This window comes from Allohahella sp. A8 (assembly GCF_047946665.1).
In the GTDB taxonomy this organism is placed as follows: Bacteria; Pseudomonadota; Gammaproteobacteria; order Pseudomonadales; family Oleiphilaceae; genus Allohahella.
The window spans coordinates 645,387-671,907 of the sequence record NZ_CP172312.1; the positions used below are offsets into that span (position 1 = coordinate 645,387).

General features: G+C 56.2%; 21 protein-coding genes. 14 read left to right on the forward strand and 7 right to left on the reverse strand.

Features of this window, described 5'->3' with window-relative positions; all coding sequences use genetic code 11:
• Positions 1 to 107 precede the first annotated feature (107 nt).
• The 8 genes from ACH3PB_RS02985 to ACH3PB_RS03020 all read left to right on the forward strand — a co-directional run bounded on the left by ACH3PB_RS02985 (position 108) and on the right by ACH3PB_RS03020 (position 9,101).
• Positions 108 to 1,322 carry a glycoside hydrolase family 16 protein gene (locus ACH3PB_RS02985; protein ID WP_416398006.1) on the forward strand — a complete coding sequence of 405 codons (1,215 nt, stop codon included), beginning with the start codon at positions 108 to 110 and terminating at the stop codon, positions 1,320 to 1,322.
• A gap of 117 nt (positions 1,323 to 1,439) precedes the next feature.
• A complete protein-coding gene (locus ACH3PB_RS02990; protein WP_416398007.1) occupies positions 1,440 to 2,426 on the forward strand; it encodes a LacI family DNA-binding transcriptional regulator in 987 nt (328 codons plus the stop codon).
• A 104-nt stretch (positions 2,427 to 2,530) separates the two neighbouring features.
• Complete coding sequence (locus ACH3PB_RS02995; RefSeq protein WP_416398008.1) at positions 2,531 to 5,125, forward strand: glycoside hydrolase family 3 protein; 2,595 nt, start codon at positions 2,531 to 2,533, stop codon at positions 5,123 to 5,125.
• A 62-nt stretch (positions 5,126 to 5,187) separates the two neighbouring features.
• Positions 5,188 to 6,417, forward strand: a complete 1,230-nt coding sequence (locus ACH3PB_RS03000) for an extracellular solute-binding protein (protein WP_416398009.1) — start codon at positions 5,188 to 5,190, stop codon at positions 6,415 to 6,417.
• Positions 6,414 to 7,364: a carbohydrate ABC transporter permease gene (locus tag ACH3PB_RS03005; protein ID WP_416398010.1), complete on the forward strand. Its 951-nt coding sequence runs from the start codon at positions 6,414 to 6,416 to the stop codon at positions 7,362 to 7,364. The genes ACH3PB_RS03000 and ACH3PB_RS03005 overlap by 4 nt, the downstream gene beginning before the upstream one ends.
• Positions 7,364 to 8,248 carry a carbohydrate ABC transporter permease gene (locus ACH3PB_RS03010; RefSeq protein WP_416398011.1) on the forward strand — a complete coding sequence of 295 codons (885 nt, stop codon included), beginning with the start codon at positions 7,364 to 7,366 and terminating at the stop codon, positions 8,246 to 8,248. The genes ACH3PB_RS03005 and ACH3PB_RS03010 overlap by 1 nt, the downstream gene beginning before the upstream one ends.
• The gene (locus ACH3PB_RS03015; protein ID WP_416398012.1) at positions 8,245 to 8,697 is read left to right on the forward strand and encodes a GNAT family N-acetyltransferase; all 453 of its coding nucleotides are present in this window, start codon (positions 8,245 to 8,247) and stop codon (positions 8,695 to 8,697) included. The genes ACH3PB_RS03010 and ACH3PB_RS03015 overlap by 4 nt, the downstream gene beginning before the upstream one ends.
• Positions 8,694 to 9,101 (forward strand): DUF2784 domain-containing protein, encoded by a 408-nt coding sequence (locus ACH3PB_RS03020; RefSeq protein ID WP_416398013.1) that lies wholly within the window; start codon positions 8,694 to 8,696, stop codon positions 9,099 to 9,101. Before ACH3PB_RS03015 ends, ACH3PB_RS03020 begins: the two co-directional genes overlap by 4 nt.
• On the opposite strand, the gene ACH3PB_RS03025 is transcribed toward ACH3PB_RS03020, so the two are convergent.
• Together ACH3PB_RS03025 and ACH3PB_RS03030 are read right to left on the reverse strand one after the other, a co-directional pair.
• Complete coding sequence (locus ACH3PB_RS03025) at positions 9,055 to 11,586, reverse strand: EAL domain-containing protein (protein ID WP_416398014.1); 2,532 nt, start codon at positions 11,584 to 11,586, stop codon at positions 9,055 to 9,057. The genes ACH3PB_RS03020 and ACH3PB_RS03025 overlap by 47 nt on opposite strands.
• A 214-nt stretch (positions 11,587 to 11,800) precedes the next feature.
• Positions 11,801 to 12,547 (reverse strand): substrate-binding periplasmic protein, encoded by a 747-nt coding sequence (locus ACH3PB_RS03030; RefSeq protein ID WP_416398015.1) that lies wholly within the window; start codon positions 12,545 to 12,547, stop codon positions 11,801 to 11,803.
• Positions 12,548 to 12,753: 206 nt separating this feature from the next.
• On the opposite strand from ACH3PB_RS03030, the gene ACH3PB_RS03035 reads away from it, so the two are divergent.
• The 4 genes from ACH3PB_RS03035 to ACH3PB_RS03050 all read left to right on the forward strand — a co-directional run bounded on the left by ACH3PB_RS03035 (position 12,754) and on the right by ACH3PB_RS03050 (position 16,574).
• Positions 12,754 to 13,254, forward strand: a complete 501-nt coding sequence (locus ACH3PB_RS03035) for a GNAT family N-acetyltransferase (protein WP_416398016.1) — start codon at positions 12,754 to 12,756, stop codon at positions 13,252 to 13,254.
• A 3-nt stretch (positions 13,255 to 13,257) separates the two neighbouring features.
• On the forward strand, positions 13,258 to 13,800 hold the full coding sequence (locus ACH3PB_RS03040) for a hypothetical protein (protein ID WP_416398017.1): 543 nt from the start codon (positions 13,258 to 13,260) through the stop codon (positions 13,798 to 13,800).
• A gap of 250 nt (positions 13,801 to 14,050) precedes the next feature.
• Positions 14,051 to 15,535, forward strand: coding sequence for a trypsin-like serine protease (locus ACH3PB_RS03045; protein WP_416398018.1), 1,485 nt, complete (start codon positions 14,051 to 14,053; stop codon positions 15,533 to 15,535).
• 340 nt (positions 15,536 to 15,875) lie between these two features.
• On the forward strand, positions 15,876 to 16,574 hold the full coding sequence (locus ACH3PB_RS03050) for a lipid-binding SYLF domain-containing protein (RefSeq protein ID WP_416398019.1): 699 nt from the start codon (positions 15,876 to 15,878) through the stop codon (positions 16,572 to 16,574).
• A 37-nt stretch (positions 16,575 to 16,611) separates the two neighbouring features.
• Here the strand turns inward: ACH3PB_RS03050 and ACH3PB_RS03055 are convergent, their stop codons facing one another.
• The 3 genes from ACH3PB_RS03055 to ACH3PB_RS03065 form a co-directional block, all read right to left on the reverse strand.
• Positions 16,612 to 18,630 (reverse strand): TonB-dependent receptor family protein, encoded by a 2,019-nt coding sequence (locus tag ACH3PB_RS03055; protein WP_416398020.1) that lies wholly within the window; start codon positions 18,628 to 18,630, stop codon positions 16,612 to 16,614.
• 321 nt (positions 18,631 to 18,951) lie between these two features.
• Positions 18,952 to 21,135: a catalase/peroxidase HPI gene (katG, locus tag ACH3PB_RS03060; RefSeq protein ID WP_416398021.1), complete on the reverse strand. Its 2,184-nt coding sequence runs from the start codon at positions 21,133 to 21,135 to the stop codon at positions 18,952 to 18,954.
• A gap of 110 nt (positions 21,136 to 21,245) precedes the next feature.
• Positions 21,246 to 23,270 carry a PAS domain-containing protein gene (locus ACH3PB_RS03065; RefSeq protein ID WP_416398022.1) on the reverse strand — a complete coding sequence of 675 codons (2,025 nt, stop codon included), beginning with the start codon at positions 23,268 to 23,270 and terminating at the stop codon, positions 21,246 to 21,248.
• Positions 23,271 to 23,454: 184 nt separating this feature from the next.
• Here ACH3PB_RS03065 and ACH3PB_RS03070 point away from each other — a divergent pair, with 184 nt between their 5' ends.
• Complete coding sequence (locus ACH3PB_RS03070; RefSeq protein ID WP_416398023.1) at positions 23,455 to 23,838, forward strand: DUF2750 domain-containing protein; 384 nt, start codon at positions 23,455 to 23,457, stop codon at positions 23,836 to 23,838.
• 26 nt (positions 23,839 to 23,864) lie between these two features.
• Here the strand turns inward: ACH3PB_RS03070 and ACH3PB_RS03075 are convergent, their stop codons facing one another.
• Both ACH3PB_RS03075 and ACH3PB_RS03080 read right to left on the reverse strand, forming a co-directional pair.
• On the reverse strand, positions 23,865 to 24,137 hold the full coding sequence (locus ACH3PB_RS03075) for a YebG family protein (protein WP_416398024.1): 273 nt from the start codon (positions 24,135 to 24,137) through the stop codon (positions 23,865 to 23,867).
• 75 nt (positions 24,138 to 24,212) lie between these two features.
• Positions 24,213 to 25,301: a rhomboid family intramembrane serine protease gene (locus ACH3PB_RS03080; RefSeq protein ID WP_416398025.1), complete on the reverse strand. Its 1,089-nt coding sequence runs from the start codon at positions 25,299 to 25,301 to the stop codon at positions 24,213 to 24,215.
• 227 nt (positions 25,302 to 25,528) lie between these two features.
• Between ACH3PB_RS03080 and ACH3PB_RS03085 the strand changes: the two genes are divergently transcribed.
• Positions 25,529 to 26,425: a LysR family transcriptional regulator gene (locus tag ACH3PB_RS03085; protein WP_416398026.1), complete on the forward strand. Its 897-nt coding sequence runs from the start codon at positions 25,529 to 25,531 to the stop codon at positions 26,423 to 26,425.
• Positions 26,426 to 26,521: the final 96 nt, after the last annotated feature.

Sequence of the window (26,521 nt, forward strand, 5' to 3'; positions counted from 1 at the left end):
AGTGCTTGACATCAGCGCAAGTTAGGTGGATCTTTGGCACATGCGCAAACGTTTGCTCATTTTGCCTTGTAGTTTCTCTGCATCCAATAAAAATAAGGAACAAGGTCATGAATCTTCGTACTGCAAGCTCTGGCGCGCTCGCCGCCTTCCTCTTCACATGCAATGCACACGCGCTGTCCGGCGTTGAGCCGGTAGACGCCTCATCGCTCCGGTTCTTCGTAGACACGCCCGCATGGGCAGATGTGCATTACCGCGTAGATAACGGTCATCAGTTGAACATCCGCATGCAGCAGGCTGGCGGCCGCAACACCTATTTGTTGAGTGAACTCGATGAAGGGGCGGACGTGAGTTACGCTTTCACCTATTGGGACCTCGGCTGCAATTGCGCCAGGGAAACCGGCTGGAGCAGCTACCAGCACGACGGCGGCAGCGGGCCGGGCGACGGTGGCGATCCGGGTAACGGCGGTAACCCGGACGGTGGAGATGATGCGGGTTGGTCAGTCGTTTGGGAAGATACCTTCGACCAGGCCGGCGCGCCCAATTCGGCGAACTGGAATTATCACGTCGGTAACGGATTCAATCCAGGACTTGGTGGATTTCAGGGCTGGGGCAACGGCGAGTGGGAGTGGTATCGACCAGAGAACAGTTACGTAGAAAATGGACAGCTTATCATTCGCGGCGAGTTTGATAGCGCACCAACCGAGATCAATGGTCGGTCGTGGTACCAATGGTCAGGTCGCCTGACCACCCAGGGCAAGCAGTCTTGGCAATACGGCCGCATTGAGGCGCGAATTGCGGTGCCAGGCGCCCGTGGTACCTGGCCTGCGTTCTGGATGATGGGTGACGCCTGCGATGGCAGCGTTACCACGGCATATACCGCCCCGATGAGTCGCTACGATGTCATGGCGAGTAACTGGTCCAGCTGCGGTGAAGTCGACATCATGGAACATCGCAATACCGAGCAGGCCTACACGCAGAATCTGTTCTGGGATATCCGCGCCGGCCTTCACCCCTGGGCCGGCGACACGACTGCCAATGTGCCTAATTCTGCCCCAGTGGGCGATCCTCGCCGGTTCAATCTATATACGATCGAGTGGGATGCGCAGGAAATTCGCTGGTATCTAAATCGTGAGAGTAATCCCGAGCCCGTGCACGTAATCGACATCAGCAAGCCGAACATGGAGGAATTCCACCGGCCGTATCATCTGATACTGAATCTGGCGTTAAGTGGCACGTTCACTGGACCCACGGATCCAGACATCAACGATTTTCCGCTCTACATGAAGGTGGATTACGTGCGCGTGTGGAAGCAAAACCGCTGAAGCCTCCATCTGTTCTCATCTTATGGGACGACATTTAGGCGACGATTCGAAGTAACAGCGTTACCATCGTCTGCGAGTCAATGCCCGATGCTGAGAAGAGAGGACGCCAAAGCGCCAATGACCACAATAAAGGAGATCGCAAAACTGGCAGGTGTTTCTGCCGGAACGGTATCCCGAGCGCTGAATAACCAGGGCCGGATTGAGCGACGAACGAGAGAGCGCGTCATTGCACTGGCCGCCGAACTTGGCTATCAGCCAAATTCGCTGGCTCGCTCACTCGTGACCAGGCAGGGGCACGGTATCGGCCTGCTGGTCGGTGGTTTCGATGGCGTCTATTACGGGCCACTCATGGCGGCGGTTGAAGCAGCCTTGCGTGAAGCCGGGCAGATGCTCATCGTCGCCAACGGCGAAAGCCTGCCGGAGCTCGAACGGCAAGCCAGCAGTTTTCTGAACAACCAGCAGTTACGGGCCTTGATTCTGCATCCACTGCACATGACGGATGAAGAATTGCTGGCGCTGAATCTGCCCGACCGACCTGTGGTGGTCATCAACCGCCTGGTGCCAGGTCTGGAGGCACAGTGCGTGGTGATCGATCACGAATTGGGAGGCGCGCTGGCAGCGAGACATTTGATGACGAGCGGGCACAGGAAGATCGCGACCATTACTGGGCCACAATCGCTTGCCGACGCCAGAAGCCGACACAAGGGCTTCTTGCAGGCATTGGCGGACGAAGGCCAGGCTGTGCCCGAGTCGCGGGTAGTCGAGGGCGACTATTCAGTCGAAAGCGGGCGGCGTGGTGCCACCGAGCTGCTGGCAAGCGGGCGTGACTTTACGGCGGTATTCTGCGGGAACGATGACACCGCCATCGGTGCCATGGCGGTGTTTCGCGAGCACGGGCTGCGGATACCTGATGATGTCGCGCTGATTGGCTATGACGACTCGCGTCTTGCGGAGCATCTCGTACCGCCGCTCACGACCGTCCATAGTCCTTTTACCGACATGGGCGAAGCAGCGGCTCTGCTGGTGAGACAGCTGACGGGAGAGATTGGGCTGAAACCAGAACGATTTTTGCGCCCAAGCCTGGTAGTGCGCGAGAGCGCCTGATGCGAGCGGTACTGAGCAGGTTTTAACAGATATTTTTGAGCCGATGCGCAAACGTTTGCGCACACGGTTCATGGTGAGAACAACAACAAGCGAGGAAAGGTGTTATGACAGAAAGCAATAATTGGTGGGCCCTCAGAACATGGCTCACCGGTGGTACCTTGGCGGCGAGCCTGCTGCTATCGGCGTGTAATGACTCAGACGACCGCAAGCCCGGTGTTGATGTCCCAGAAGACGATGGATCACCCTGGTCACAGCTGAACGTTTCGCCGCCGGTGCAGGACCCATCCGGACTTGAGGAGCAGATCAGCACGCAGATTGCTGCAATGACCCTCGAGGAAAAAGTGGGGCAGATGGTCATGCCTGAAATCCAGCACGTGACCCCTCAGGAAATCGCCGACTTCAATATCGGCTCCGTGCTCAATGGCGGCGGCTCTTATCCAGGCCTGAACAAGCAGGCGGGGGTTGCCGACTGGCTCAGCCTCGCTGACGCCTTGTTCAATGCCTCCCTCGCATCCACCAGCGGCATACCGCTGCTGTGGGGGACCGATGCGGTGCACGGGCACAGCAACGTCTATGGGGCGACGCTGTTTCCGCACAACATCGGGCTCGGTGCGGCGAGAGACGAGGATCTGCTGTATCGAATTGGCCTCGCAACCGGAGCCCAGCTGCGCGTGACCGGGCAGGACTGGAATTTTGCGCCCACGGTCGCTGTTGCACGTGACGACCGTTGGGGCCGAACCTATGAATCCTATTCGGAGGATCCTGAGCTCGTTCGCGCCTACGCGGATGATATGGTTCGCGGCCTCCAGGGCAACCTCGCAGAGCCTGGCAATGTCATCGCTACTGTGAAGCACTTTCTGGGTGACGGTGGCACCACTGACGGCGTGGACCAGGGCAATACCGAAGTGGACGAAGCCACGCTGGCTGAGCTCCACGGCGCTGGATTCTTTTCAGCGCTTGAGGCTGGCGCGCAGTCTGTCATGGTGTCCTTCAACAGCTGGAATGGTGAGAAACTGCACGGGCAGCGCTATCTGATTACGGATGTGCTCAAGGGCAGGCTGAAATTCGACGGCATCGTCGTCTCCGACTGGAATGGACATGGTCAGGTCACTGGCTGCACCAACAGCAATTGTGCGCAGGCAGTCAATGCAGGTATCGACGTCTTCATGGTGCCCTATGCGCCAGAGTGGAAGGATTTCATAGCGACGACAGTGCAACAGGTTCGTGATGGTGTGATCCCGGAGTCACGTATCGATGACGCGGTGAGTCGGGTGCTCCGGGTCAAACACCGCTACGGTCTGTTTCAGGCGCTACCGCCGTCACAACGGACCAACGCCGGCAACGCCGCGCAACTGGCTTCTGCGGAAACTCGCGCGCTGGCCCGTGAAGCTGTACGCAAGTCTCTGGTGCTGCTCAAGAACGCTAACGGTGTACTACCAATCGAGCGAGCTACACGCGTTCTGGTCGCTGGCAAATCCGCTAATAACCTGCAGAATCAGACCGGCGGCTGGTCGCTGACCTGGCAGGGCACGGACAATACCAATGATGACTTCCCAGTTGCGGAAAGCATCTGGAGTGGCATCAGTGCCATCGCCCCCAACGCAACACTTGATGAGACTGGCGAATCGGTGAACCCACAGTTGCATGATGTAGCGATCGTGGTCATTGGCGAGAAACCATATGCAGAGGGCATCGGCGATATTCGTGCCGCCGACACATTGGAACATGCTCGTCGGTATCCTGAAGATCGCGCCTTGATCGAGCGAATTCAGCAGGCTGGTGTGCCCGTCGTGACCGTGTTTGTGTCCGGTCGTCCAGCATATGTGAATCCGGAACTGAACATGTCCGAAGCCTTCGTCGCAGCCTGGCTGCCCGGCACCGAGGGCGGAGGGGTCGCTGACGTTCTATTTCGAGATGGCGGTAATAATGTTGCACACGATATGACTGGTCGTTTGAGCTTCAGCTGGCCAGGTGAGCCCTGCGCGACACCACTGAACCTGGGCGACGAAAACTACGCGCCACTGTTCGCCTACGGCTACGGACTTTCGTATGGCGAAGGCGATACGCTTGGAAGCAGCCTGCCCGAGCCGGAGCGCAAGCTTGGCTGTGGTCGTGATGAGACGGACGGCGGCGGCGACGGTGCCACCACGCCCTTGTCACTGTTCGACGGCCAGAACTACGCACCATGGTCTTTCATGATCGGAGATCCATCCAATTGGGGTGGCGTGAATGTAGCGACTTCTACAAGTAGCGTAACGGCCCTCGAGAATATCAGTGTCGTACCGGTAGACGGTCCCGGTGGTATCCAGTGGGCGGCCATGGAGGCGACGGTAAGCAGTACTGCCCAGGTTTACATACAGGCGGAAACTGAAACCGATCTTTCGGCATATCTCAATGGTGATGGCGCGCTCGTATTCGATCTACGTGTTCTACAGGCGCCCGAAAGCCCTGTCGCCCTGAGAGTGGACTGTGTCTATCCCTGTATCGGTGAGATCGATGCTACAGGCATCTTGAATGAACGGGCTGATGGGGAATGGCACTCGGTCACGCTGCCGCTGGATTGTTTCTCGAATGCCGGCACCGATTTCAGCATGGTCGACACCCCCTTCCTGATGTTCACCGAAGGTGCGCTACGGATGCAGCTGGCGAACATTCGCTGGGAGCCTCAGCATGATGGTGTGAATACCTGCGATGGCTAGCGACTTTGCCTCGCCGATTCGTGTATCTTTCTGATAACAATAATTAAAGAAAGGATGCACCGATGGCGTTCACAAGTCGTCTTTGCACTGCACTCCTGCTCATTATGCTCGCGTCATCGCCGATGGCCGACGAAATCCGTTTCGAAGGCTTTCCGGATTACGATAGCCTGATGGCTCGAGTGCTGCCGGCATTCGAAAGCAGGACAGGGCTTGAGGTTGATGTGCTGATGAATCAGTGGGCTGATCATCACCGCCGTATTGCCACTGTGCTGGCGACTGGTCGGGGAGCTGCTGATGTCGTGCTTGTGGACGTCAACCGAATTGGCACCTTCGTAAGCGAAGCTGCCTTCACCGACCTGACCGATCGCTATAGGGACGTAGCGGCTGACTTTCCCGCCTATGCAGTTCATCAGGGGCAGGGGGCAGACGGCAGGCAATATGCCGTTCCAGTGGATCTGGGTCCTGGTGTGACCTACTACCGCAGGGATTTCATGGAGGACGCCGGCTATCGCCTTGGCGAAGCCATGGCCTCATGGAAGGGCTATATCGACTACGGTCGATGGCTGCGCGACACTCACGGTGTGCTGCTCATAGGCAACGCCGAGTCGGTGGCTCTGACAATCATTTTTACTGAAGTCGAGCCAGGAGATGGCTTTTACTTCGACGGGGGAGGGGATTTGCTCCTCACCAGCGCACGCTTTTTCAAAGCATTCGAGATCGCCAGGCTCATTCGTCAGGAGGGACTGGACGGCCGTATCAGTGCCTGGAGTGAAGACTGGTATGAGGGTTTCAGAACCGGCAGGTTCGCTACCGAACTGGCCGGCGCCTGGTTACTGGGTCATCTGCAGAACTGGATCGCACCTGAGACTGCCGGACAATGGGGCGTTAGCCATCTCCCTTCTGGGGCTTATGGCGCATGGGGCGGTGCCTTCCTTGCGATCCCCGAGCAAAGTCAACACAAGGCAGAAGCCTGGAAGCTCGTCAGCCATATGATCAGCAGGGATACTCAACTGGCTGGCCTCAAGCACATCGCAGCCTTCCCGGCCAACATCAGCACCTATGATGATCCAGTGTTTGATGAACCTATTGCGTTTCTGCGCGGCCAGCGCGCACGACGGGTATTTGCCGACATCGCTCGCAACATCGAGCCGGTGACGCCACACAGTGGTGACCATGTGGCCGCTGATCTGGTGCTGGAGGCACTGCGGCGTGTGCTGGATCAGAATGTGGATGTCCAGGTGGCGCTCGAGGACGCCGAGCGGCAAGTCAGACGCCGCTTGCGCCTACCATGAGCCTTGGATTTGAGGGGCGGGATACGCGGCGATGGGCCCCATACGCTTTTCTCTCGCCATTCTATCTGCTATTCGCGATCTTCTGCCTGTTTCCTGTCCTGTTCATGATTTATCTGTCCTTTCATATCTGGAATCCCGCAGAAGGCCTTGGCAGCATGACCTGGGTCGGCGCCAGTAATTACAGGCTGGCCCTGAGCGATCCACAGCTATGGCAGTCGCTGTGGAATACGCTATTGATCGCGTTGATGTCGGGTATCCCCCAGCACCTCGTGGCATTACCAACAGCCTACCTGCTCGTAAAACTCGGAGCCAAGGCGCAGCGGTGGCTGAGCATCTCCTATTTCATGCCCTTCGTAAGCTCCACGCTCGCTGTATCCCTGATCTTTTACCTGATGTACTCACCGAATAGCGGCATCATCAACAAGACACTCCTTGTTCTATCAGAGATGAGCCTGACGCGCTGGGCCTTCGGTTGGGTGCCGGAAGCAATGCCCATTCGCTGGATTCAGGATAACTACCTGATTCGGTACTCGATATCATTCGTGGTGTTCTGGAAGTATGTCGGTTTCAATATTCTCATTTATACAGCGGCCCTGATGACGATTCCGAAGGATGTCTATGCAGCTGCCCGAATCGACGGCGCCAACGCCTGGCAGCAGTTTTGGTACATCGTTCTGCCCATGTTGCGACCGTTCATCTTCGTGGCGGTCACCATGACCATCATCGGCAACATGAATCTGTTCGAGGAGTCATTCGTGCTGACCAGGGGGCTGGAGCAGGCCACGCAGAGCGGCATGACGATATCCAACTATTTGTATCGAGTAGCCTGGGAGCATTTCGATATGGGCAGCGCCGCCGCGATTTCCTGGATATTGTTTGCGATCATTGCACTGATAACCTACTTGTACTTTCATCTCTTTGGTCACAGGGGGCAAGACGCTCACTGATGTTGCTGCCCATGATGCAGAGCGATCGCTACCAACGCGCGGTGAATACCGTGCTGCGGATCCTGCTATGGTTCTTCTTGTTACTAGGTGCGGTTGTCACGCTGTTCCCCTTCGTCTGGTCCATCCTGATGTCGACCCATGGCCGGCTGACCATGTTCAGCACTGAGCTGACATTGCAGATGAGTGACCAGCTTCTCACCAACTACGAGCGTCTGCTGGAGGTAATGCCATTCTGGACCGCCATGTTCAACAGCTTTCTGGTCGCCGTGCCGGGGACCGTGGTCTCGCTCCTGTTCTGCAGTATGGGTGGTTATGCACTGGCAGTGTATCGCTTCAAGGCCAGGAATCTGACTTTCCTGCTCATGGTGGGTATCATGATGGTTCCACCAGTGCTGACGCTGATTCCGTACTACCTGGTCGTCGATACGCTGGGTCTGATGAATACCCACCTTGCCGTCTGGCTGCCGGTGACCATCAATCCACTTGGCATTTTCCTCATGCGACAATTCACGATTGCCGTCGTGCCGAAAGCCTTGTTGCAAGCTGCTCGACTCGATGGCGCTGGCGAGTTCCGTACCTACTGGCGAGTCGCCTTGCCACTGCTACGGCCCGCTCTTGGCACTCTGGCCATTATCCAGTTCGTATTTCTCTGGAACAGCTTTCTGCAACCACTGGTTGTGCTCACCAGCCAGGAAACCCAGGTCGTCACACTTGCATTGCGAAGCGTGCAAAGCCTGCCCAATACCCCCTGGGGTGCCGTGATGCTCGGCACCATGATTTCGATGCTCCCGCTCATCGTGATTTATCTTGTCGCATCCCGGCAAATGATTGCTGCCATGACTGAAGCCAGGATAAACCGGCGGACGTGTGAGAGGTTTGAGTGATTATCAGAACAGCGTTGGAGCGCGACTGGCCCAGGCTCCAGATGCTGGCCACGGCACTTGGCCCATTGTTGGACGATACTGCGGAACTTGAGAAGAGTTTCACCGCGATTCTGACGGCTCGAGATCAGCGCATCTGGGTCCTGGAGGTTGATGGTACGGTGCTTGGCTGGCTACATGTAGTGGTGGCGCTTCGGATAGGCGTAGCGCCTTTCGTCGAAATTGTAGGTCTTGCGGTGGCGGATAACTATCGACGCAGAGGGGCTGGGCAGAATCTGGTTGCCGCCGCTGCAAAATGGGCTGCTTCTCGGAATCTTTCCCTCAAGGTGCGCAGCAACTCGAGAAGAACAGGCGCGCATGACTTCTACTATGCGCAGGGCTTTACACTCCAGAAGCAGCAACATGTTTTTGAGCGGCCGACAACCGCGCAGTTCCCGAGAGCGTCTGGATGACTTCAGCACTTTACGCTTATGCAGCCGATGCCATGCTGTTCGTGCACGTGCTGTTCGTTGCCTTCGTCGTGGTCGGCCTCGTCCTGATCTTCGCTGGGGGTATATGCAGATGGCGCTGGGTACGAAATTTCTGGTTCAGGCTCGCGCACCTCGCTGGCATTGGGATCGTGGTATTGCAGGCCTGGCTCGGGATGATCTGTCCGTTAACGATCTGGGAAATGCAGCTTCGGGAGCGCGCAAGAGAATTCCATTACGACGGTTCGTTCATAGCTCATTGGCTCAACGAGCTTCTGTATTATCAGGCGCCAGCGTGGGTCTTTATCGTCTGTTACACCGTCTTCGGTGCGCTGGTTGTGCTCAGCTGGTTTCTGGTGCCGCCTGGAAAACCGAATGGCGCTCGCTAAGCCACTGCTTCAGTTCTTCGACTGGCAGCGGGTGGCAGAGCCAGAAGCCCTGGAGTCGATCACAGCCCATAGACTTCAGTAGACGAGCGGTTTCCTCGTTTTCCACACCTTCGGCTACCAGGCGATAGCCCAATCCGTGCGCCATGTTGATTGCGGTTTCGACAATCACCTTCGAGCTCTCGCTGGTGCAGATATCTGTGATGAGCGATTTATCCAGCTTGATTTCGCTGGCCGGCAAGCGCTTCAGATAAGACAGGGAAGAGTAACCACTGCCGAAGTCGTCGATCGACACTTCGACCCCGAGATCCGCAATTTCCTTGAGGGCGAGCAGCCCTTTTTCAGGATCTTCCATGGCCGCTGTTTCAGTGAGCTCGACCGTGAGGCGGCGGGCGTCGATGCGTGTGAGCATCGGCTCGATCAAAGCCTTGAGGTCGCCCGACACGAGATCGCGAGCGGAGATATTGATCGAGAGCTTGAGTTGCGGAGCGTCAACGAGAACGCTGGCGAGTTCATTGATACTGTTTTCGATCATCCAGCGTGTCAGCTCCGTGATGACACCGGTTTCTTCGGCCAAAGGTATGAAGTCGACTGGAGAAACCCAGCCGCGCTCAGGATGATGCCAGCGGATGAGCGCTTCGACGCCGACAATTTTGTCCGTGATCAGACAGGCCTTGGGTTGATAATGAATAGTCGTGACGTCGTTTTGCAAAGCTTCCCTGAGATCGGTCATCAGTGTGAGCCGACTCTCACTGTAAATATCGTAGTTTCGTGAGTAAAAACCGACAGTACGCTTATCACGAGGCGCAATTTCCATCGCCACGTGTGCATTGCGTATGAGCAGTGCCGCATGATCACCATGCATCGGATAAGTCGCGGCGCCGAACTTCGGATGCAGCTCAATGGCCAGGTTGTCCAGCAACAATGCTTCGGAGAGACGTTTCAGCGCCGTTTCCAGCGCTTCGAAGTCGTCCTCGACCTTACTGGCATTCACCAGCAGACCAAAGGAGTCACTGGAGAGTTGATACACCCGCTCCACGCGCCCCATATCATCACGCACGGTGTGCACGTAGGGCAGGCCTGCTGCCAGGGTATTCATCTGTGAAGCGACGTTCTGGATAAGTTGTTCGCTCTGAGTCAATCCGAGCGTGCGATTGATTTCCTCCATGCGGGTCACTCGACCTACGCCGACCATGTAATGACCTCCTGGATCCCGCTGCAGTTGCTGATTCACGACCCACTCAAAGCGATTCCTGTTGGGCAGGCGCGTAACGGGGTCGTGCATCATCGCGTAGGTCAGTTTCATCTGCGCGTCGTGACGGGCTATCTCCATGCGCAGACGGTCGGCCTGCGCCTCGATCTTGTCTTCACGCTCCCGGTGCAGGCGGTCGGCCAGGGCCAACGTTAGTATGAACGCTTCAAGGCCAGAGCCGATCTGCATGGCATATTGAGTGAGAAAGTTCTCAGGGAAGAAGCCCATCGTACGCCCGGCTGTGGCCAGTACGCCAATGGTCAGCGGAGTCCATGCGATGGTGAAAAACATGCCTGCGCGTAAACCGGCTGCCCAGGTTATGGGCCCTGCGACGAACAGCAGTGAGAAAAAGACGAACGAGGAATAGGCAGAGAATTTCACAGCAAGATTGTAAGTGAAGAAAGAAGCCGCCAGAAGATTGAAGACTTCGAAGTAGATCATGGCCTTGATGGCGAGGTCGAGCCTGGGGCTATGTTCCCTGGTTTTCAGAAACTCCCGGCAGAAGAGCACCGAAAACAGAGCCAGAAGAGGCATCGATAAGAGTAAGGCTCGGCTGTGGAGACCCGGGAGCTGCGGATAGAGGTGCTGAAAGCCGTACCCACGCATCGACACGAAAAATACCAGATAGCCCGCTATGGCCAGCGCGTAGAAAAGGTAGAGCTTTTCCCTTAACTTCAGAAAGATCGCCATGTTGATCATGATAATAATCGTCAGGCAACCGAAGAAGAAAAAGTGAAATTTCTGCTCCCTGGCAGCTGCCTCGAAGAACTGGTTTTCCCGCCAGACTTTCAACGGCAGGATCATGGAACCGTCGGTGCGGACGCGGACATAGATGGTCTTCACTTCTTCAGCTGCGAGCGATATGCGCAGCAGCATGTTGGGGTGATCCACCTGTCTCGGTTTGAACGGTCGCGTATCGCCGGTTGCGAATTCGCTGAGCTTCTCACCGTTGGACAGTACGTGAAACACCACATCATCCAACAGGGGGTAGGCAAGCTCGGCGATCAGGTCGCGACGGTAGGCACTGTCGTTCCGCACAGCGAAGCGCAGCCAGTAAGCATCGTCAGAGATACCGAAAGTGGCGTTGTCATTTGCTACCTGCTGCCACTGGTTTTCGGGAACTTCGAGGACATCTTCGAGCGTCGCGTTGCCGCCTGTATCAACCAGATATTGATAATGCGACTCGACGGGCGTCGAAGTCGTAACTGGAATGGGGCGCAAACTCGCGTGAGCCATCTGCCATGCGCACAGCAGTGCTATCGCCAGGAGACAAGCCAGAGGAAAAGTTAAGACGCGGGATGAACTCACATAGATGCCTCGAGCCCTTGAGCAGCGACTGCGCTGACAAGGTTCACAACGGAGGTCTAAGTGTAGTCAATTCTCGTTCAAATCGTAACCAGCCTCATTCACTGCAACATATAAAATAGGAGCAAGATTGTCGGGGGGCGCCTTAAAGCCCCCACTTTTCCTCAATCGCGGAGTACATGCCCGATGTGCGGATTTTCTCAAGACCGGCGTTCAGCCTGTTCACGATCTCGTCGGGCGTCGCCAGGCTCATTGCCAGGTACAGTTCCGTATCATTGAACGAATACACCGGCACCAGTTCATCCACATCCTGTTGCGATGCGAAGTATGGACCCGCAAGCCGGTCGGCGATCCAGAGGTCGATTTGCTTCAGCGCCAAGCGCTTCGGATTGAGATCGTCGCTCTCGAGTTGGGAAACGTTAAAGCCGCGATCGAGCAGATAGTCGGTCATGACATCGCCGCGATAGCCACCGATAGTCATGGTTTTCGCGGACTCCAGATCCTTGAGCTTCAGCTTGCTGCCGGGCGGAGCAAATATTGTCCAGAGGTTTCGTGTAAGCGGGCCAACCCACTTGAATTGTGGCGCGCGTTCATCGGTATAGGTCGTGCAGAAGATGCCATGATTTTCCTTTTCCAACGCGCGGCCGTAGCCATATCCCCAGTTACGCAACTTCATCACGTAGTCCAGGCCAGTGTGTGTCATCAGCGTCTTGATCATCTCCGTGCACAGTCCGTCGATGTCATCTGCCTTGTGCTCGTAGGCGCGACCGTTGACACTCATGTTGTAAGGGGGGAAATTCTCCGTATAGAGATAGATCTTTTCAGCTGAAGCGCTGACAGCAGGCATGATTAGCGCGAGAAATAGTGAACAACGAGCGAACGACAGGCTCATGGCTTGATTCCTTTCATGTGCGGAAGGGCGCGCTCAATGCGACCAGTAGTAATGGGAAGCTTGCCTGTTCAGGGCAGATCGCTGCTGAAAAGGCGGGCGTATCCTAGCATGCTGAGTATTGCCCTACTATTGCGATCGTCTGAAATTGAGACAGCAGTCAATGCTTGAAAAATCGCTGAGCAAGTTGCCATAAAAGAGGTGCAGGAATGACGATAAGAGAAGCCACAGCAGCTGACTTCGATCAGATCTGGCCGATCTTTCATGAGGTCGCGGCCGCCGGTGAAACTTACGCCTACCCTCGCAATGTCACTCAGGTAGAAGCTCTGAAATTGTGGCTGACGACCCCGCTGAAAACCTTTGTGTTCGAAGATCAGGATCAGATCCTGGGTACCTACTACATCAAGGCCAATCAGCAGGGCCCGGGTGATCATGTGTGCAACTGCGGTTATATGGTTTCGTCTGCCGCCCGAGGGCGTGGTATCGCCGCTACAATGTGCGATCACTCGCAGCACATTGCCCTCGAGCTGGGTTTCAAGGCCATGCAATTCAACTTCGTGGCATCTACAAACGAGGGCGCAGTGAGCCTCTGGCAAAGACTGGGTTTCGACGTGGTTGGTCGACTGCCGAAGGCGTTCAAGCACCCGGTAAGCGGTTATGTCGATGCACTCGTCATGTACAAATGGCTTGATCCTGGGACTGCCGGCTAGGTCATGCAAAGCTTCAGGAACGCAGCACTGCACTTCAGTATCGATGTCCCGCCCGGGTGGGTCCTCCTGCCTGGCGCTTGGGCGAAAAAGCTGAAGATGACTGGCGCCTCAACATCAGAGGGGCTTGCGCACACACTCAGTAAGGCGAGCGAACCACTGATGTCGATGTACCTCCCGCAGGAGAATCCCATTGCGGCCGTGCCTACGGTTCAGTGCACAGTGAAGCCGACATCGATCATGTCGGCATTCGGTACGCTCGGCAGCGTCATCGAAGCGACCATCCCCCAGCTCGCTATGGCCTTCCCTGACTTCGAGCTTCTTGAACGGTTTGATACGCTGCTGTTCGCAGGGGTGAGAAGCGCCTATATGAAAAGTTCGATGAGCGTACTGAATGAGGACCATGTGCGTTACCCGTGCATGTCTGAGCTCTATATCTGCCATTCACCCCAGGCGATTTTCATGTTCGGGTTCACCGGCTCCTCGGATCCCGCATTGCGTCCGACCGACGACATGGCAGCGATCAAACGCTCGATTCGTCTTCACTGATTCACCGTGTTGGCGGTTAAACAGATTGGGGGTGATCTGTTTCACATTCCTTCACACTCCGCTCTAAAACGCTTGCATAAACCCTTGTTGCTGAACATTAATGTATTGTCATTTCCGGCGACGCCCCACAACAGGGCGTGCTGGCACTGGCTGAATAGTGCATTAAAACTTTACCTCTGACTCCGCTGATGAGAGGCCTTTCCGGGCCTATGCAGTCCATCGCATAACCCCAAAAGGGAAGGGAATACTCTTGAAAACGACCAAGACTCTTCTAGCCGGTCTTACACTGGCTGGCCTAGGAACCATTACGTCCGCATATGCCGACCAACCCGTCGCGCCACCGGGGACTGATGACGTCATCATGTACATAGTGGGCGGCACGCCTGCAGAAGATGGCCCATACCGTTTCACAGTTTCGCTGCAGCGCAACGGCAGCCACTTCTGTGGTGGGAGTTACATCGCCAATAACTGGATTCTCACGGCCGCACACTGCGTACCTACAGGTTCGACCAGCGGCCTGAGCGTGCTGATTGGACGCAACGACCTCAATGCAAGCGGTGGTGAACGCATCGCTGTTTCGCAGGTCATCGTGCATCCAAGCTATAACGACCGTACAAGCAACAACGATATCGCGCTCCTGCGGCTGCAGTCACCCGTGACGGTCTCGGCAGCGAAGGTCAGGCTGGCCAACGCCAGTGAGACATCACAGGGGGCTGGTGAGGGCGATCTGGTCACCGTTACTGGCTGGGGTGCTACCCGTGAAGGCGGCCCAGGCTCGGCTGATCTCCTGAAGGTAGATGTACCGGTTGTCAGCAACAGCAGTTGCAACTCGGCTTATGGCAACATCACCTCGAACATGCTGTGCGCGGGCTATACCTCAGGAGGGCGGGACTCATGCCAGGGCGACAGCGGTGGTCCGCTGGTATTCCAGAGCCAGGGTCAATTTTATCAGGTGGGTGTGGTGTCATTTGGCAATGGCTGTGCGAGACCTAATTATCCTGGCGTCTACACCCGGGTATCGCAGTATACAGACTGGATCGCCCAGTACACCGGCAGCACGCCACCGCCACCGCCGCCGGCTGACAATGTTCTGAAGAATGGCGAACCGCAAACGGTTTCCGGAAGCCGTAATCAGGAGAAGATCTTTAAGGTCAATGTGCCGGCTGGTGCCGATAATCTCGCCATCAAACTTTCCGGCGGTAGCGGCGATGCAGACCTATACGTTCGCTTCGGCAGTCAGCCAACAACCAGCACCTATGATTGCAGACCCTACCAGGACGGCAATAATGAGAGTTGCAGCGAAGCCGAGCTTGGTGAGACCAAGGCCGGGGTGTACTACGTGAGCGTGCGTGGCTACAGCAACTTCAGTGGTGCACAGTTGGTCGCGACCTATACCTCTGGTGGTACTGGTGGAGACACTGGTGGCGACAACGGCGGCGCTACGCTGTCCCAGCAGAACCTGTCAGGCAGCGCAGGCTACTGGCGCTACTACACCATCGATGTCGCACAGGGTAGCAGTGCGCTCGAGGTCGTAACTGGTGAAGGTTCAGGCGACGCCGACCTCTACGTTCGCTACGGCGCCAGACCAACCAGCAGTTCTTATCACTGCCGGTCCAATCAGAATGCCAATGAAGAGCAGTGTCGGTTCAGCAATCCTCCTGCTGGCACCTGGCACATCGGCATTCGTGGCTACCGCAACTACAGCGGCCTGTCTCTGGAGGCTGCAGCCAACTAGGGCGTCCCCCGCCCAACCCACCCTCGGCCAGCCGGTCGGGGGTTTTCTTATTGCGCTTCGAGTGCCCGGCGCTTGCCTACTGACTGAAAATATTGCACATCATCTTGTAGTATTAACCGATGGCGGGTGGCCGGTTCTCATCTTCGATGTCACGCGTTTCCTTGTAAGACTCCCTATGGCTGCGGGCTCGCGCCGAATCCGATGATCGACGCATAATGCCCGGCACACTCTTTGCTTTTCTCCTGTTCGGTAACTTTAAGGATAGTGTTAGCGGTAGCAACAAAGGCGAGCAGATGGAGCCGCCGACTACCGCGTTATTCATGGTAGAAAGGAGAGTATTATGAACATGAAACTCAATTCGATAGCCGCCAGTATGATTGCAATCGCGTCAGTTGGTTTCACACCAGCTGCGGTGTATGCGGCAGAAACGACCAAGGTTGAAAATCCTGCTGAGACCCGAGCGGAGTCCAAGGACACGCTGCAGGAAGCTGCCAATGTTCTTGAGAACATGAAAAAAGAGCCTGATGCAGAAAAGCTTCTCCAGGATGCCAAAGGCGTGTTCCTGGTGCCTAACTACGCTCGCGCAGCACTCGGGGTCGGTGCGGCTGGTGGTGAGGGCGTGCTTCTTACCAACCAGAATGGTGAATGGAGTGGCCCAATGTTCTATAACATGGGCGCTATCAATGCCGGGCTTGAAATCGGTATAGAGGCTGGCCAGATCGCCATGGTATTAAGAACCGATAAAGCCGTTGAAAAGTTCATGGACGAGCATAACTTTTCGTTGAATGCCGACGCAGGGCTGACCATCGTAGACTTTTCCGCGCGTGGACAGGCTTCATGGGGCAAGGGCGATATCGTACTGTGGTCCGATACTGAAGGCGCTTTTGTCGATGCGGCAGTGACGGTCGAGGATATCTTCTGGGATGAAGAAGAAAACATGGCTTTCTACGGCAAGGACGTTCAGCCATCAACTGTGGCCGAAGGCAAGGTGAAAACAAGGGAAGAAAACCCAGTTATAATTCTGCTGGGCACCCGATAACGGGTCCTTTCTGGAGGGGCTTGCCCCTCCAGGCTCTTCAGAAAGTCAATTCCACTCCAGCATAGAACGCTCTCGCCGTGGCAGGCTCGAAGTATCTGCCATTACTGGCATTTATGCGGACATTCGCGAAATAGTCCTCATCAAGAACATTCCGGATTCCCGCGAAAGCATCTAGCCGTGTAGAGGGGCCCAGTCGCCACTCGTCACCCGCTCGCAGGTCTACCAGCCAATAGTCTTCTACCTCAACATCATTGGCATCGTCCGCCACGATATTGCCGACGTATCGAGTCTCGATTGCCAAATAGCGCTCATTTGCCCCGCTCCACATAAGCTCGGTGTTCCAGAGTTGCTCTGGTAAGCCAGGCAGCCGATTGCCAACAAATACCCCGTTATCCCGCTTGTAGTCTTTGAAGGTATAGCTTGCCAGCGTCAGTGCGGAACTGAGGCGCCATGCAGGCGTGACGCGCCAAGTGACTGCAGCCTCGAATCCTTTTATAAGAGTATCGCCGGCATTGCGGTAGAAGGTACGACCATTCTGATCCTCGAGCTCGAAGGGAATGAGTTCGTCATGTACATCCACCCAGAAGAGCGTGAAATCATAATCGAAATCGTAGCCGGCTCTACCTCGTACACCAATCTCGTGATTGAGCGCATCCTGCACGTCTACATCCGGGTTGAAGCCGCCACCAACGGCAGGATTCGCGAATTCCGAGAATGTCGGTGTTTCGAACGCGCTGCTGATATTGGCGTAAACCTGGTGCAGTGGTTGGTAGCGATAGCTGAGTCCAGTAGAGCCACTCCACTCTCTGTAGACCTGCTTGCCGCTCTGATCGCCATCCGAGATGAAGTCATCGTCGATACTCAGGCGAACCCGATCGAAGCGCAGTCCGCTGGAGAGGGTTACTGACTCGCTCAGATCCACATCAGCCTGTCCGAAAACGCCGAGGGATGTGGCGGTCTGGCGCTCCCGCTCGCTCAGTGTGCCGACGTTGCCTTCGAAGCTGACCTCGCGCCGCTGACGATCATCAGCCTGCCGGCGGCCTTCCACACCGGCTGTGTAACGCAGCGGTAGCCCAGCGATAGTATGCTCAGAGTGAAAATCGATACTCGCGCCGTAGTAGTCGCGATCGTAGGCAATGAGGCTATCACCAGGGTAGGGGAGCTGTTGTTCAAAATTCCGCTGTAAATAAAAGGTCTTCAGAAAGAGCTGGCCTGATCCGACAGACAGATCTTCGAACTGCAGTCCCAATACCTGCTGATCTACGCGCTGCCCGGTATCGAATTCTTCGGTGAAACGACCGGCCTGCTGGCGGTCCTCGCTGACCTGATCTTTCGTCAGCGCGCCCGGGTCTTCGGCCTGCGGGTTGTCCAACAGGTTCACGATTGTCGTAAGGGCCCTGTCGTTAGCAAGTGAACGTCTGAACTTGCCGTTTAGCAGGTATTTATCCACTTCGCTATGATCGCGATAACCATCGCTATGTAGCGCTGATACGCCGATATGGTGCGACCAGGTATCACTGCTGCCACTATTGCTGAGGGCTAGCTTGCCAAGGCCATCGCTGCCCCCTGTGAGTTTGGCGCTGCTCTGCTCGCCGCTTAACCGGCCGTCAGCGGTCTGCACACTGATCACCCCGCCAGCGGCGTTGCCGTAGAGCACTGATGCGGGCCCGCGGATGACTTCGATGCGTTCCGCAGCGTCAAGATCAATAGCGTCGAGTTGGGCCTGCCCGTCGGGCAGGGTATAGGGGATCCCGTCGACCAGAATGGTGATACCACGCACGCCGAATGGTGCACGCGCACCGAAACCGCGAATGGAAATTCGCTCCCCCTGCGCATAGTTTTCCTGGTTCTGCAGTGCGAGACCCGGGACACCATCCAGTGCCTCCTCCAGTTTGAGTCCGGGCCGGCCTTGCTGAATCTGCTCGCGAGCAACCAGCGAGGTGGCTGCCGGTGTGTCGTACAGCGTGCGCTGCATGCGGGGCGTGGTCACCACGATAGTTGTCTCGCCAGCCTCACTGGTGTCCTGGTCGGCCAGTACGGTTGACGGGGGCGGCATGACGCCGGCCAGCAGACAGGCGCTGAGCCAGGATTTAGGCCTGGAAGTGTTTGATATGCAGTCCAATAGCGACTCCCCTTGTTGTCAGCTGATAGGTGGATTCCGATCTGATTGTTTCGGAAAACAGTACGCCGCAGGACGGCATTCGACCTACTCTCGATTGATCAGAGGCCCGAGGGAAATTTCAGTGGATTCGTCTTGGTGAAGCAGGTGGGGTGCTAGCTGATGGCTTGCGGTGGCAGACTCTGAAGGCTACCGGCCCCTGCCGTTGCAGCAGGAGTCGGTAGCGTCAGGCACTAGTGCGCGCTGAATTTGCCGCTTCTACGCGGCGACTTCGAAGCGTCCGAGATTCATGACCTTTGTCCACGCCGCGATGAAATCCTTCACGAACTTCTCCTTGTGGTCATCCTGGGCATACACCTCTGACAGCGCACGAAGTTGTGAATTATGACCGAACATCAGATCAACCCGCGTCGCGGTCCACTTCACTGTATCGCTGGCGCGATCACGGCCTTCAAACAGATTGCCGGTTTCCGAGATCTGCTTCCAGGCTGTTCCCATGTCAAGCAGGTTGACGAAGAAGTCATTGGTCAACACGCCGGCCTGCTCAGTGAAGACACCATGCGCAGAGTCATCATAATTGGCATTGAGCACACGCAAGCCGCCAATCAATACAGTCATTTCAGGGGCCGATAGCGTCAGCAGTTGAGCTCGATCTACCAGAACTTTCTCGGTAGGGATCTTTACGTCAACCTCCAGGTAGTTGCGAAAGCCATCTGCTCTGGGCTCGAGTGGTCTGAACGATTCAGCATCTGTCTGCGCCTGCGTAGCGTCGGTGCGACCGGGGGTGAATGGTACTTCGCCCTGGTAGCCGGCATCGTTGGCGGCTTTCTCTACTGCAGCGGTTCCTCCAAGCACGATAAGGTCAGCGAGTGAAACTCTTTTGCCGTCTTTCTGTTCGTTATTGAAGCTGCTTTGAATACCTTCCAGCACTTCCAGTACTCGTCGCAGCTGATCTGGCTGGTTGACCTGCCAGTCCTTCTGCGGGGCGAGCCGTATACGCGCGCCATTCGCACCGCCTCGCTTGTCCGAATTTCGATAGGTTGAAGCAGATGCCCAAGCCGTTGAAACGAGCTCAGAAGTGCTTAGACCAGCGTCTAGGATTTTATCCTTGAGCGTCTTGATGTCGCTTGCATCAACCAGGGCATGGTCCACCGGTGGAACTGGGTCCTGCCAGATCAGGTCTTCATTCGGTACCTCATCGCCGAGATAGCGAACCCGTGGCCCCATATCGCGATGCGTGAGCTTGAACCAGGCTCGGGCAAAGGCATCGGCAAAGGCCTCTGGGTCTTTATGGAAGCGTCGGGAAATGCGCTCGTAGCTCGGGTCGACTTTCAGCGCCAGATCGGTTGTCGCCATCATGGTGGGCACTTTTTTCGCCGGATTGTGGGCTGCTGGCGCAAGATCCTGGTCGGCAGGGTCCTTGGCCTTCCACTGATGGGCACCAGCGGGGCTCTTGGTCAACTCCCAATCATAGTTGAAGAGCATATCGAAATAGCTCATATCCCACTGGGTTGGGGTAGGGGTCCACGCGCCCTCCAGGCCACTTGTGATGGTATGGTCGCCATGGCCACTCTCAAACTTGCTGGTCCAGCCAAGACCCTGTTCGGCGATATCCGAGCCCTCAGGCTCGCGACCGACGTGCGAGGCTTCGCCAGCACCGTGACATTTACCGAAGGTGTGACCGCCAGCGATAAGTGCGACAGTTTCTTCGTCGTCCATTGCCATGCGGCCGAAAGTCTCGCGGATATCGTGTGCCGAGGCCGCCGGATCTGGCTTGCCATTTGGACCTTCCGGATTGACGTAAATCAGGCCCATCTGCACAGCGGCCAGAGGGTTTTCCAGCGCTCGTCCTTCACTGTAGCGCGAGTCGCCGAGCCATTCGTCTTCTGTACCCCAGTACACATCCTCACCTGGCTCCCAGGTATCTACGCGACCACCGCCGAAACCGAAGGTCTTGAAGCCCATGGATTCGAGCGCACAGTTACCCGTCAGAATCATCAGATCCGCCCAGGAAATCTTGTTGCCGTACTTTTGCTTGAGCGGCCAGAGCAAGCGGCGGGCCTTGTCGAGATTGGCGTTGTCCGGCCAGCTGTTCAGGGGTGCGAAGCGCTGCGAGCCGGTGGACGAACCACCACGGCCGTCACTCACCCGGTATGTGCCGGCGCTGTGCCAGGCCATGCGGATGAAGAAGGGACCATAGTGGCCATAGTCAGCGGGCCACCAGTCCTGTGAGTCAGTCATCAACGCGAAGAGATCCGCTTTGAGCGCTTTCAGGTCGAGCTTGGCAAACTCGCTGGCGTAGTCAAAGCTTTCTCCCAAGGGATTCGAGCGGGTGGAATGCTGGTGAAGAATATTCAGGTTGAGTTGATCGGGCCACCAGTCGTTGTTGGTACGGCCTTTCTTTGGTGCGTGCATGACGGGGCATTTGCCTTCGCTACTCATGATCTCTCCTGCTTTTGTTGATAAGTGGGCACAAGGTTTAGAAAGACATTAGCAAAATCTGAAGGCTGTGCCGGTAAAAGTTTTCTATGGCATCGATAGTGGGTGATCCCTCAACGCTGTCGGTGAGAACTGGGTTCATCAGTCGTGGAAGCTGCAGCGTTCGCCAAGCCAGAGGTATCTGGGGCTGCTCCGAGTACGGGTAGAGTGACCGCGAATTCGCTGCCCTGGCCGGAGTCATTATTTCTGGCTGCGACCTTGCCATTGTGCAGTTCGACCAGGCTTTTCACCAGCGCCAGCCCTAGGCCAAGACCGCCCTGAGATCGATCAGGAGAGCGTTCAGCCTGCGTGAAAAGCTCGAAGATATGCGGCAGAAGCTGTGGTTCCAGCCCGATCCCACTATCAATGATTCGCACCTGGACATGTTCACCTCCGCCATCGATCTGCACCTGAATCAAAATTTCGCCCTGTTCTGCCGTATAGCGGCTGGCGTTGTTCAGGATATTCGAGAAAACCTGCACGAGGCGGGTGTGGTCGCCGAGCACCTGAGCCGTAGCGTCTGAATAACGCACCGATAGCGACTGCCGCTTTCCCACAATGAGTGGGTTGATCTGTTCGACGGCATCGCGAATGACATCCGTCAGGCTTACCGGCTTCCGCTGCAGATTCACCAACCCTCGAGTAACCCTTGAAACATCCAGGAGGTCGTCGACCAGTTGCTTCATATGACTGACCTGCCTGGTAATGATCGCACTGGTTGCCTTAATCTGGCCATCTTTCAGTCCAGGCAGCTTGAGCAATTCGGCGGCAGTGCTGATGGGGGCCAGTGGGTTGCGCAACTCATGCGCCAGCATGGCGAGGAACTCATCCTTGCGCCGACTAGTCGCGCGAAGCTCCTCCTGGGCCTGCTCAAACTCGTGAATATCAGTGCTGGTGCCGAACCACTGAACCGTATTGCCGGCAGCATCAAGAAGCGGAGCTGTCTTGGTGAAAAAAGTCCGGAACTCCCCGGATGCCGATCGCAGAGCCCCTTTCATTTCAAAGGGCTCGCCGGTGGCTATAAGCGTCTTGTAGCGCTCGATGCCCGCCTGTGCGGTCTCAGGGGGGTGCACGACATGCCAGCCCCAGCCTTCGACCTCTTCCAGTGTCTTACCCGTGTAATCAAAGAACCGATCGTTGAACCAGTGTATGTAGCCATCGGGCCGCGCCATCCAGGCCAGCTGGGGGATGGTGTTGGCCAACTGACGAAGTCGCTCTTCGCTCTCCTGCAAGGCGCGGTTGACCAAAACGGCTTCGGTGACGTCGCTGCCCTCGACGAAGATACCGCTGACCTGGCCCGCGCTGTCGCGAATTGGCTGGTAGACGAAATCGGCAAATCGCTGTTCGAGATCGCCATCTTCCCTGCGACGCAGTTTTATCGGCACTGCTCGGCCGACATAGGGTGTTCCGCTGCGATAGACCTGGTCCAGCAGCTCGAAGAGACCCTGACCCTCAACTTCGGGCAAGGCCTCACGTACTGTTCTCCCAACCAGCTCCCGATTGCCGACCAGTTGATAGTACGCCTGGTTGGCCAGTTCGAATGTGTGGCTCGGGTGCCGTAAAATCGCCATGATGCCTGGCGCCTGCTGAAAGAAGTCACGCAGCCGGTCGATCTCATCTCGACGCTCCCGCTCCGCAAGCACCTGTCTGGTGGTTTCAGTACAAGTACAGTAGACGCCGCAAATAACCCCAGACTCATCAGAAACGGGAGAGTAGGAGAAGGTGAACCAGGTCTGTTCGGTGAAGCCCTTGCGTAGCATCGTCAGCGGCAGGTTTTCGAAGAATGACGCTTCGCCTGCCAGAGCCTTATTGATGATAGGTAGAATGTCATCCCAGATTTCGGACCAGATATCGGCAAAAGGACGCCCAAGGGCCTTCGGATGCTTCTGGCCGAGTATTTCCGAGTACGCATCGTTATAGAGAAAGGCCAGCTGCGGTCCCCAGGCGACGAACATTGGAAACTTCGAGTTCAGCATCAGGTTGAAGATTGTTCTGAGGGCGTGCGGCCAGGCCTCGGGGGCACCCAGGGGTAGCGCCTCCCAATCAGTTCTGCTGACGAGCTCTGCAATGTCCCCTGTACCTAGCTGCAAAATATTCACTACCTTTTTCCGACAACAGGAAGTATCTGGCACTGATAGTCGTATCAGCGATGAGCACGATACGTAAACAATCAGTATTCGGCGCTTTCGAACCCGGGTGAACAAGCCAAAAGCGATGGCTATCCTTGACTTCGTATGTAAACCTGATGAGAGCCAAAACAATGCGCAGGAGATCAGAACGACTATGACTAGCGACGAGATGACAAGCGTTCTAGAGGCAGGCTGTGAAGACCGCTATGATTACTTTCTCAGCGCGGTGGCGGAAAACCGGGACATATGGATTCTGGTAAACGGCAATCAGCAGTTTCTGAAAATCTATGATGAAGATGACGGCATAGAATATCTACCAGTGTGGCCCGACAGGACATTCGCCGCTGCCTATGGCGACGATGCCTCCGGCCTGGAACCCAAGAGCATATCGCTGCCGGAGTTCTTTAAAAAGTGGATCGACGGGCTGACACGTGATGGCCTGCAGGTCGGCGTGTTTCCAGGCTCGGATGCTACCGTCTGGATGCTGACGCCGTCAGAGCTGAAGAATGACCTACAGGAAGCCATGTCTGCACCGTGAACTAGAACTGTGCGAAGGTGATCCCGCTACTCGCCAGCTTCGCTGAGCACCTGGGGCTTTTTGAAAGCTTTCTGAAAAAGCTCCTTGTCTTCGGCGATGACCAGTGCACATTTGTCGGCAAGTTCGTCGCTCATGCCTTCGACTTTCCTCAGTAGGTATTCCCGGATCTCCTCCGACAGCTCGAGCACCTTGTCTCGGGCATCAGCTTCAGCCTTTGTGTTGAAGAGAAGTTCATCAGGTCGCTTCAACGCCATTTCCAGTCCATCCCTATCTGAGTAGTAAACTGCCTGTACTGACATGTTCCGTATACCTTTTCGGCAATAAGTGGTGACTGTATGTTTATACAGCCAATCTTCGGTTGCTGCAAGTGGACACTAGCGTTTAACCTGAACTTCAGGGCCTGCCAGATGTTGCAAGAGTGGGTTCCTGGTCCAGACCCACTTTCGCAGAGTGGCGCCAATTGCCAGGCCTACCGCGAAACCGCCGATGTGCGCCCAGTAATCCACGCCACCTTCGCCCAGGCTCATGCCGAGAAAGTTCAGGCCCAGCCAGATCGCGAAATACCACATGACCGCGAGCTTCTTCTGCCAGACCACGAACATGAAGGTCATGCTCGCCTTCGGAAACCAGAGCAGGTACATGCCAAAGAGTCCGGCTATGGCCCCGCTCGCGCCAACCGACGGAATGGTCGAGTCGAGATTCGCCAGCACGCTGACAGCGCCCGCCAGTACGCCGCAGACAAGATAGAGCGCCAGGAAGCGGCCGTGGCCGAGTGCATCTTCGAGATTGTCGCCAGTCAGCCACAGGAAGTACATGTTTCCGGCCAGGTGCAGCATGCTGCCATGGAGAAAGGTCGCAGTGATGAACGTCCATAAGCCGTTACCGCTCTGCACTGTGGCTGGCGCAATGGCGAAGTTGGCGTACACCTCATTGGCCATCTCGAAGTCGAAGCCATAGGAAATGAAGATCAACGAGTTGATGATGACCAATGCGATCGTCACCCAGGGCGTAATGCGGGCTTTGACGTTATATTCGACCGGCATGCGTAATAGTGCCTCGAATACCCAGGTCTTCCAGTTCGTGGACTGGTTCATGTCATTGATGGCGTGTTTGATGGCGGCAGATTTCACGACTTTCGAGACCGTGCCGCGTTCCACCCATGCGCCATCGCAGCCTCTGCATACGTCGATTGCGACATGGTAGTCGTTGAGCAGATGGTAAATCTGCATGGCGTGATTGCAGTCGGGACACTCGCGGCCAGAGTAGTCCAACGACGGTCCCAGGTCGGCAACATAATCGCCACTGTCAGTCCGCTGGCACTTTGCGGCGACCAGCGAATCGAGATCAGCCTTTTCAAACCAGACACCGCCACACTGACGACAGATATCGACTTCTTCGCCGTCGTAATCAGTAGCGGTCAGGTGGCTTGTTCGGCAGTGAGGGCAGAATTTTTTTCCAGGCATCAGCGTTGTTCTTCCTTGAGCAAATTGATGTCGACACCCTCGGCGTTGAGGCTTTGGCTACGCCGGCCCGACCTGGCGCCATGGCATATTCCTGAGCCGCGGGAGCATAAGGGATCAGCGCTGAGAGTTCCAGAAACAGTCCACGTATTGACGCATTGCCGGGCAGCACCCTGAGCGCTGCAGGGTGCTACACTGCGGATTCTTCCGATAGAAAACTGATGTAAGCCATGCCCGACCAGTTGAATCTCCGTCATCTACAGTACTTTTACGTGATCAGCCGCGAGGGCTCCATTGTTCGCGCCAGCGAAATCCTCGATCTTGCGCCACAGACACTGAGTGGCCAACTGGCAACATTCGAGACTGCGGTAGGTGGGCGCCTGTTTCGAAGAGAACGTCGCTCACTGGTGCTGACCGATCTCGGGCGGATGGTGTATGGCTATGCCGAGGATATCTTTGCCACGACAGCAGAACTCAATGAAGCGCTCCGGCAACCGGCGACCGAGCGACCGACGTCCCTCTCGGCGGGCGTCTCCGCCTCAATTCACAAACTCATCGCCTACCACCTGCTGCAGCCGGCTTTCACGCTCGATCGCCCTGTGAGCCTGCATTGCCAGACGGGCCGTACTGCTGATCTCCTGCTCGCTCTGAAACGACAGGAACTCGATGTGGTACTGACCGATCGAATGCCGCACCTCGACGATCAGACTCGCCTGACCGTGCATCCGATCATGCGTTCGACCATCAGTCTTTTTGCGTCGCCAGCACTGGCGGGGAGGCTTCGCGATGATTTTCCTGCTTCGCTCGAAGGCGAACCATTCCTGGCGAACGCAACAGACGCGCCGTACTACGACCAGCTGATCAACTGGTTCTCCCGGGCGGGTATTCGCATGCGTCTGGTGGCTCAGATCGACGATAGTGCGCTTATCAAGGTGTTTGGGCGCGAGGGTGTTGGTGTATTCGCAGCGCCTACGGCCATCAGTGCCGAGGTATGCAGGCAATACGAAGTGGAAGCGATCGCCAGTATCGACGCGGTAAGCGAAGATCTGTTCGCGGTCACGCGAGGCCGAACGATACTGCACGACGGCGTACGAGCCATCTGCAGGCCGGCAACCTTGTTCAACTGAGTCCCATTCATCGATAATGTCGATGAACGCGACTCGTTAAAACATGTTTTCTCGATCCTGATAATCGGCGATCATGGCGCCACATGCTGAACGCCA

Excerpts from the sequence above, each read along its gene's own strand:
- katG (WP_416398021.1), bottom strand. The coding sequence starts at position 21,135 with ATGAGTAGCGAAGGCAAATGCCCCGTCATGCACGCACCAAAGAAAGGC.
- ACH3PB_RS03025 (WP_416398014.1), bottom strand. The coding sequence starts at position 11,586 with ATGGCTCACGCGAGTTTGCGCCCCATTCCAGTTACGACTTCGACGCCC.
- ACH3PB_RS03085 (WP_416398026.1), top strand. The coding sequence starts at position 25,529 with ATGCCCGACCAGTTGAATCTCCGTCATCTACAGTACTTTTACGTGATC.
- ACH3PB_RS02985 (WP_416398006.1), top strand. The coding sequence starts at position 108 with ATGAATCTTCGTACTGCAAGCTCTGGCGCGCTCGCCGCCTTCCTCTTC.
- ACH3PB_RS02995 (WP_416398008.1), top strand. The coding sequence starts at position 2,531 with ATGACAGAAAGCAATAATTGGTGGGCCCTCAGAACATGGCTCACCGGT.
- ACH3PB_RS03000 (WP_416398009.1), top strand. The coding sequence starts at position 5,188 with ATGGCGTTCACAAGTCGTCTTTGCACTGCACTCCTGCTCATTATGCTC.
- ACH3PB_RS03010 (WP_416398011.1), top strand. The coding sequence starts at position 7,364 with ATGTTGCTGCCCATGATGCAGAGCGATCGCTACCAACGCGCGGTGAAT.
- ACH3PB_RS03080 (WP_416398025.1), bottom strand. The coding sequence starts at position 25,301 with ATGCCTGGAAAAAAATTCTGCCCTCACTGCCGAACAAGCCACCTGACC.
- ACH3PB_RS03055 (WP_416398020.1), bottom strand. The coding sequence starts at position 18,630 with ATGCCGCCCCCGTCAACCGTACTGGCCGACCAGGACACCAGTGAGGCT.
- ACH3PB_RS03035 (WP_416398016.1), top strand. The coding sequence starts at position 12,754 with ATGACGATAAGAGAAGCCACAGCAGCTGACTTCGATCAGATCTGGCCG.
- ACH3PB_RS03020 (WP_416398013.1), top strand. The coding sequence starts at position 8,694 with ATGACTTCAGCACTTTACGCTTATGCAGCCGATGCCATGCTGTTCGTG.
- ACH3PB_RS03050 (WP_416398019.1), top strand. The coding sequence starts at position 15,876 with ATGAACATGAAACTCAATTCGATAGCCGCCAGTATGATTGCAATCGCG.
- ACH3PB_RS02990 (WP_416398007.1), top strand. The coding sequence starts at position 1,440 with ATGACCACAATAAAGGAGATCGCAAAACTGGCAGGTGTTTCTGCCGGA.
- ACH3PB_RS03040 (WP_416398017.1), top strand. The coding sequence starts at position 13,258 with ATGCAAAGCTTCAGGAACGCAGCACTGCACTTCAGTATCGATGTCCCG.
- ACH3PB_RS03030 (WP_416398015.1), bottom strand. The coding sequence starts at position 12,547 with ATGAGCCTGTCGTTCGCTCGTTGTTCACTATTTCTCGCGCTAATCATG.
- ACH3PB_RS03005 (WP_416398010.1), top strand. The coding sequence starts at position 6,414 with ATGAGCCTTGGATTTGAGGGGCGGGATACGCGGCGATGGGCCCCATAC.
- ACH3PB_RS03070 (WP_416398023.1), top strand. The coding sequence starts at position 23,455 with ATGACTAGCGACGAGATGACAAGCGTTCTAGAGGCAGGCTGTGAAGAC.
- ACH3PB_RS03075 (WP_416398024.1), bottom strand. The coding sequence starts at position 24,137 with ATGTCAGTACAGGCAGTTTACTACTCAGATAGGGATGGACTGGAAATG.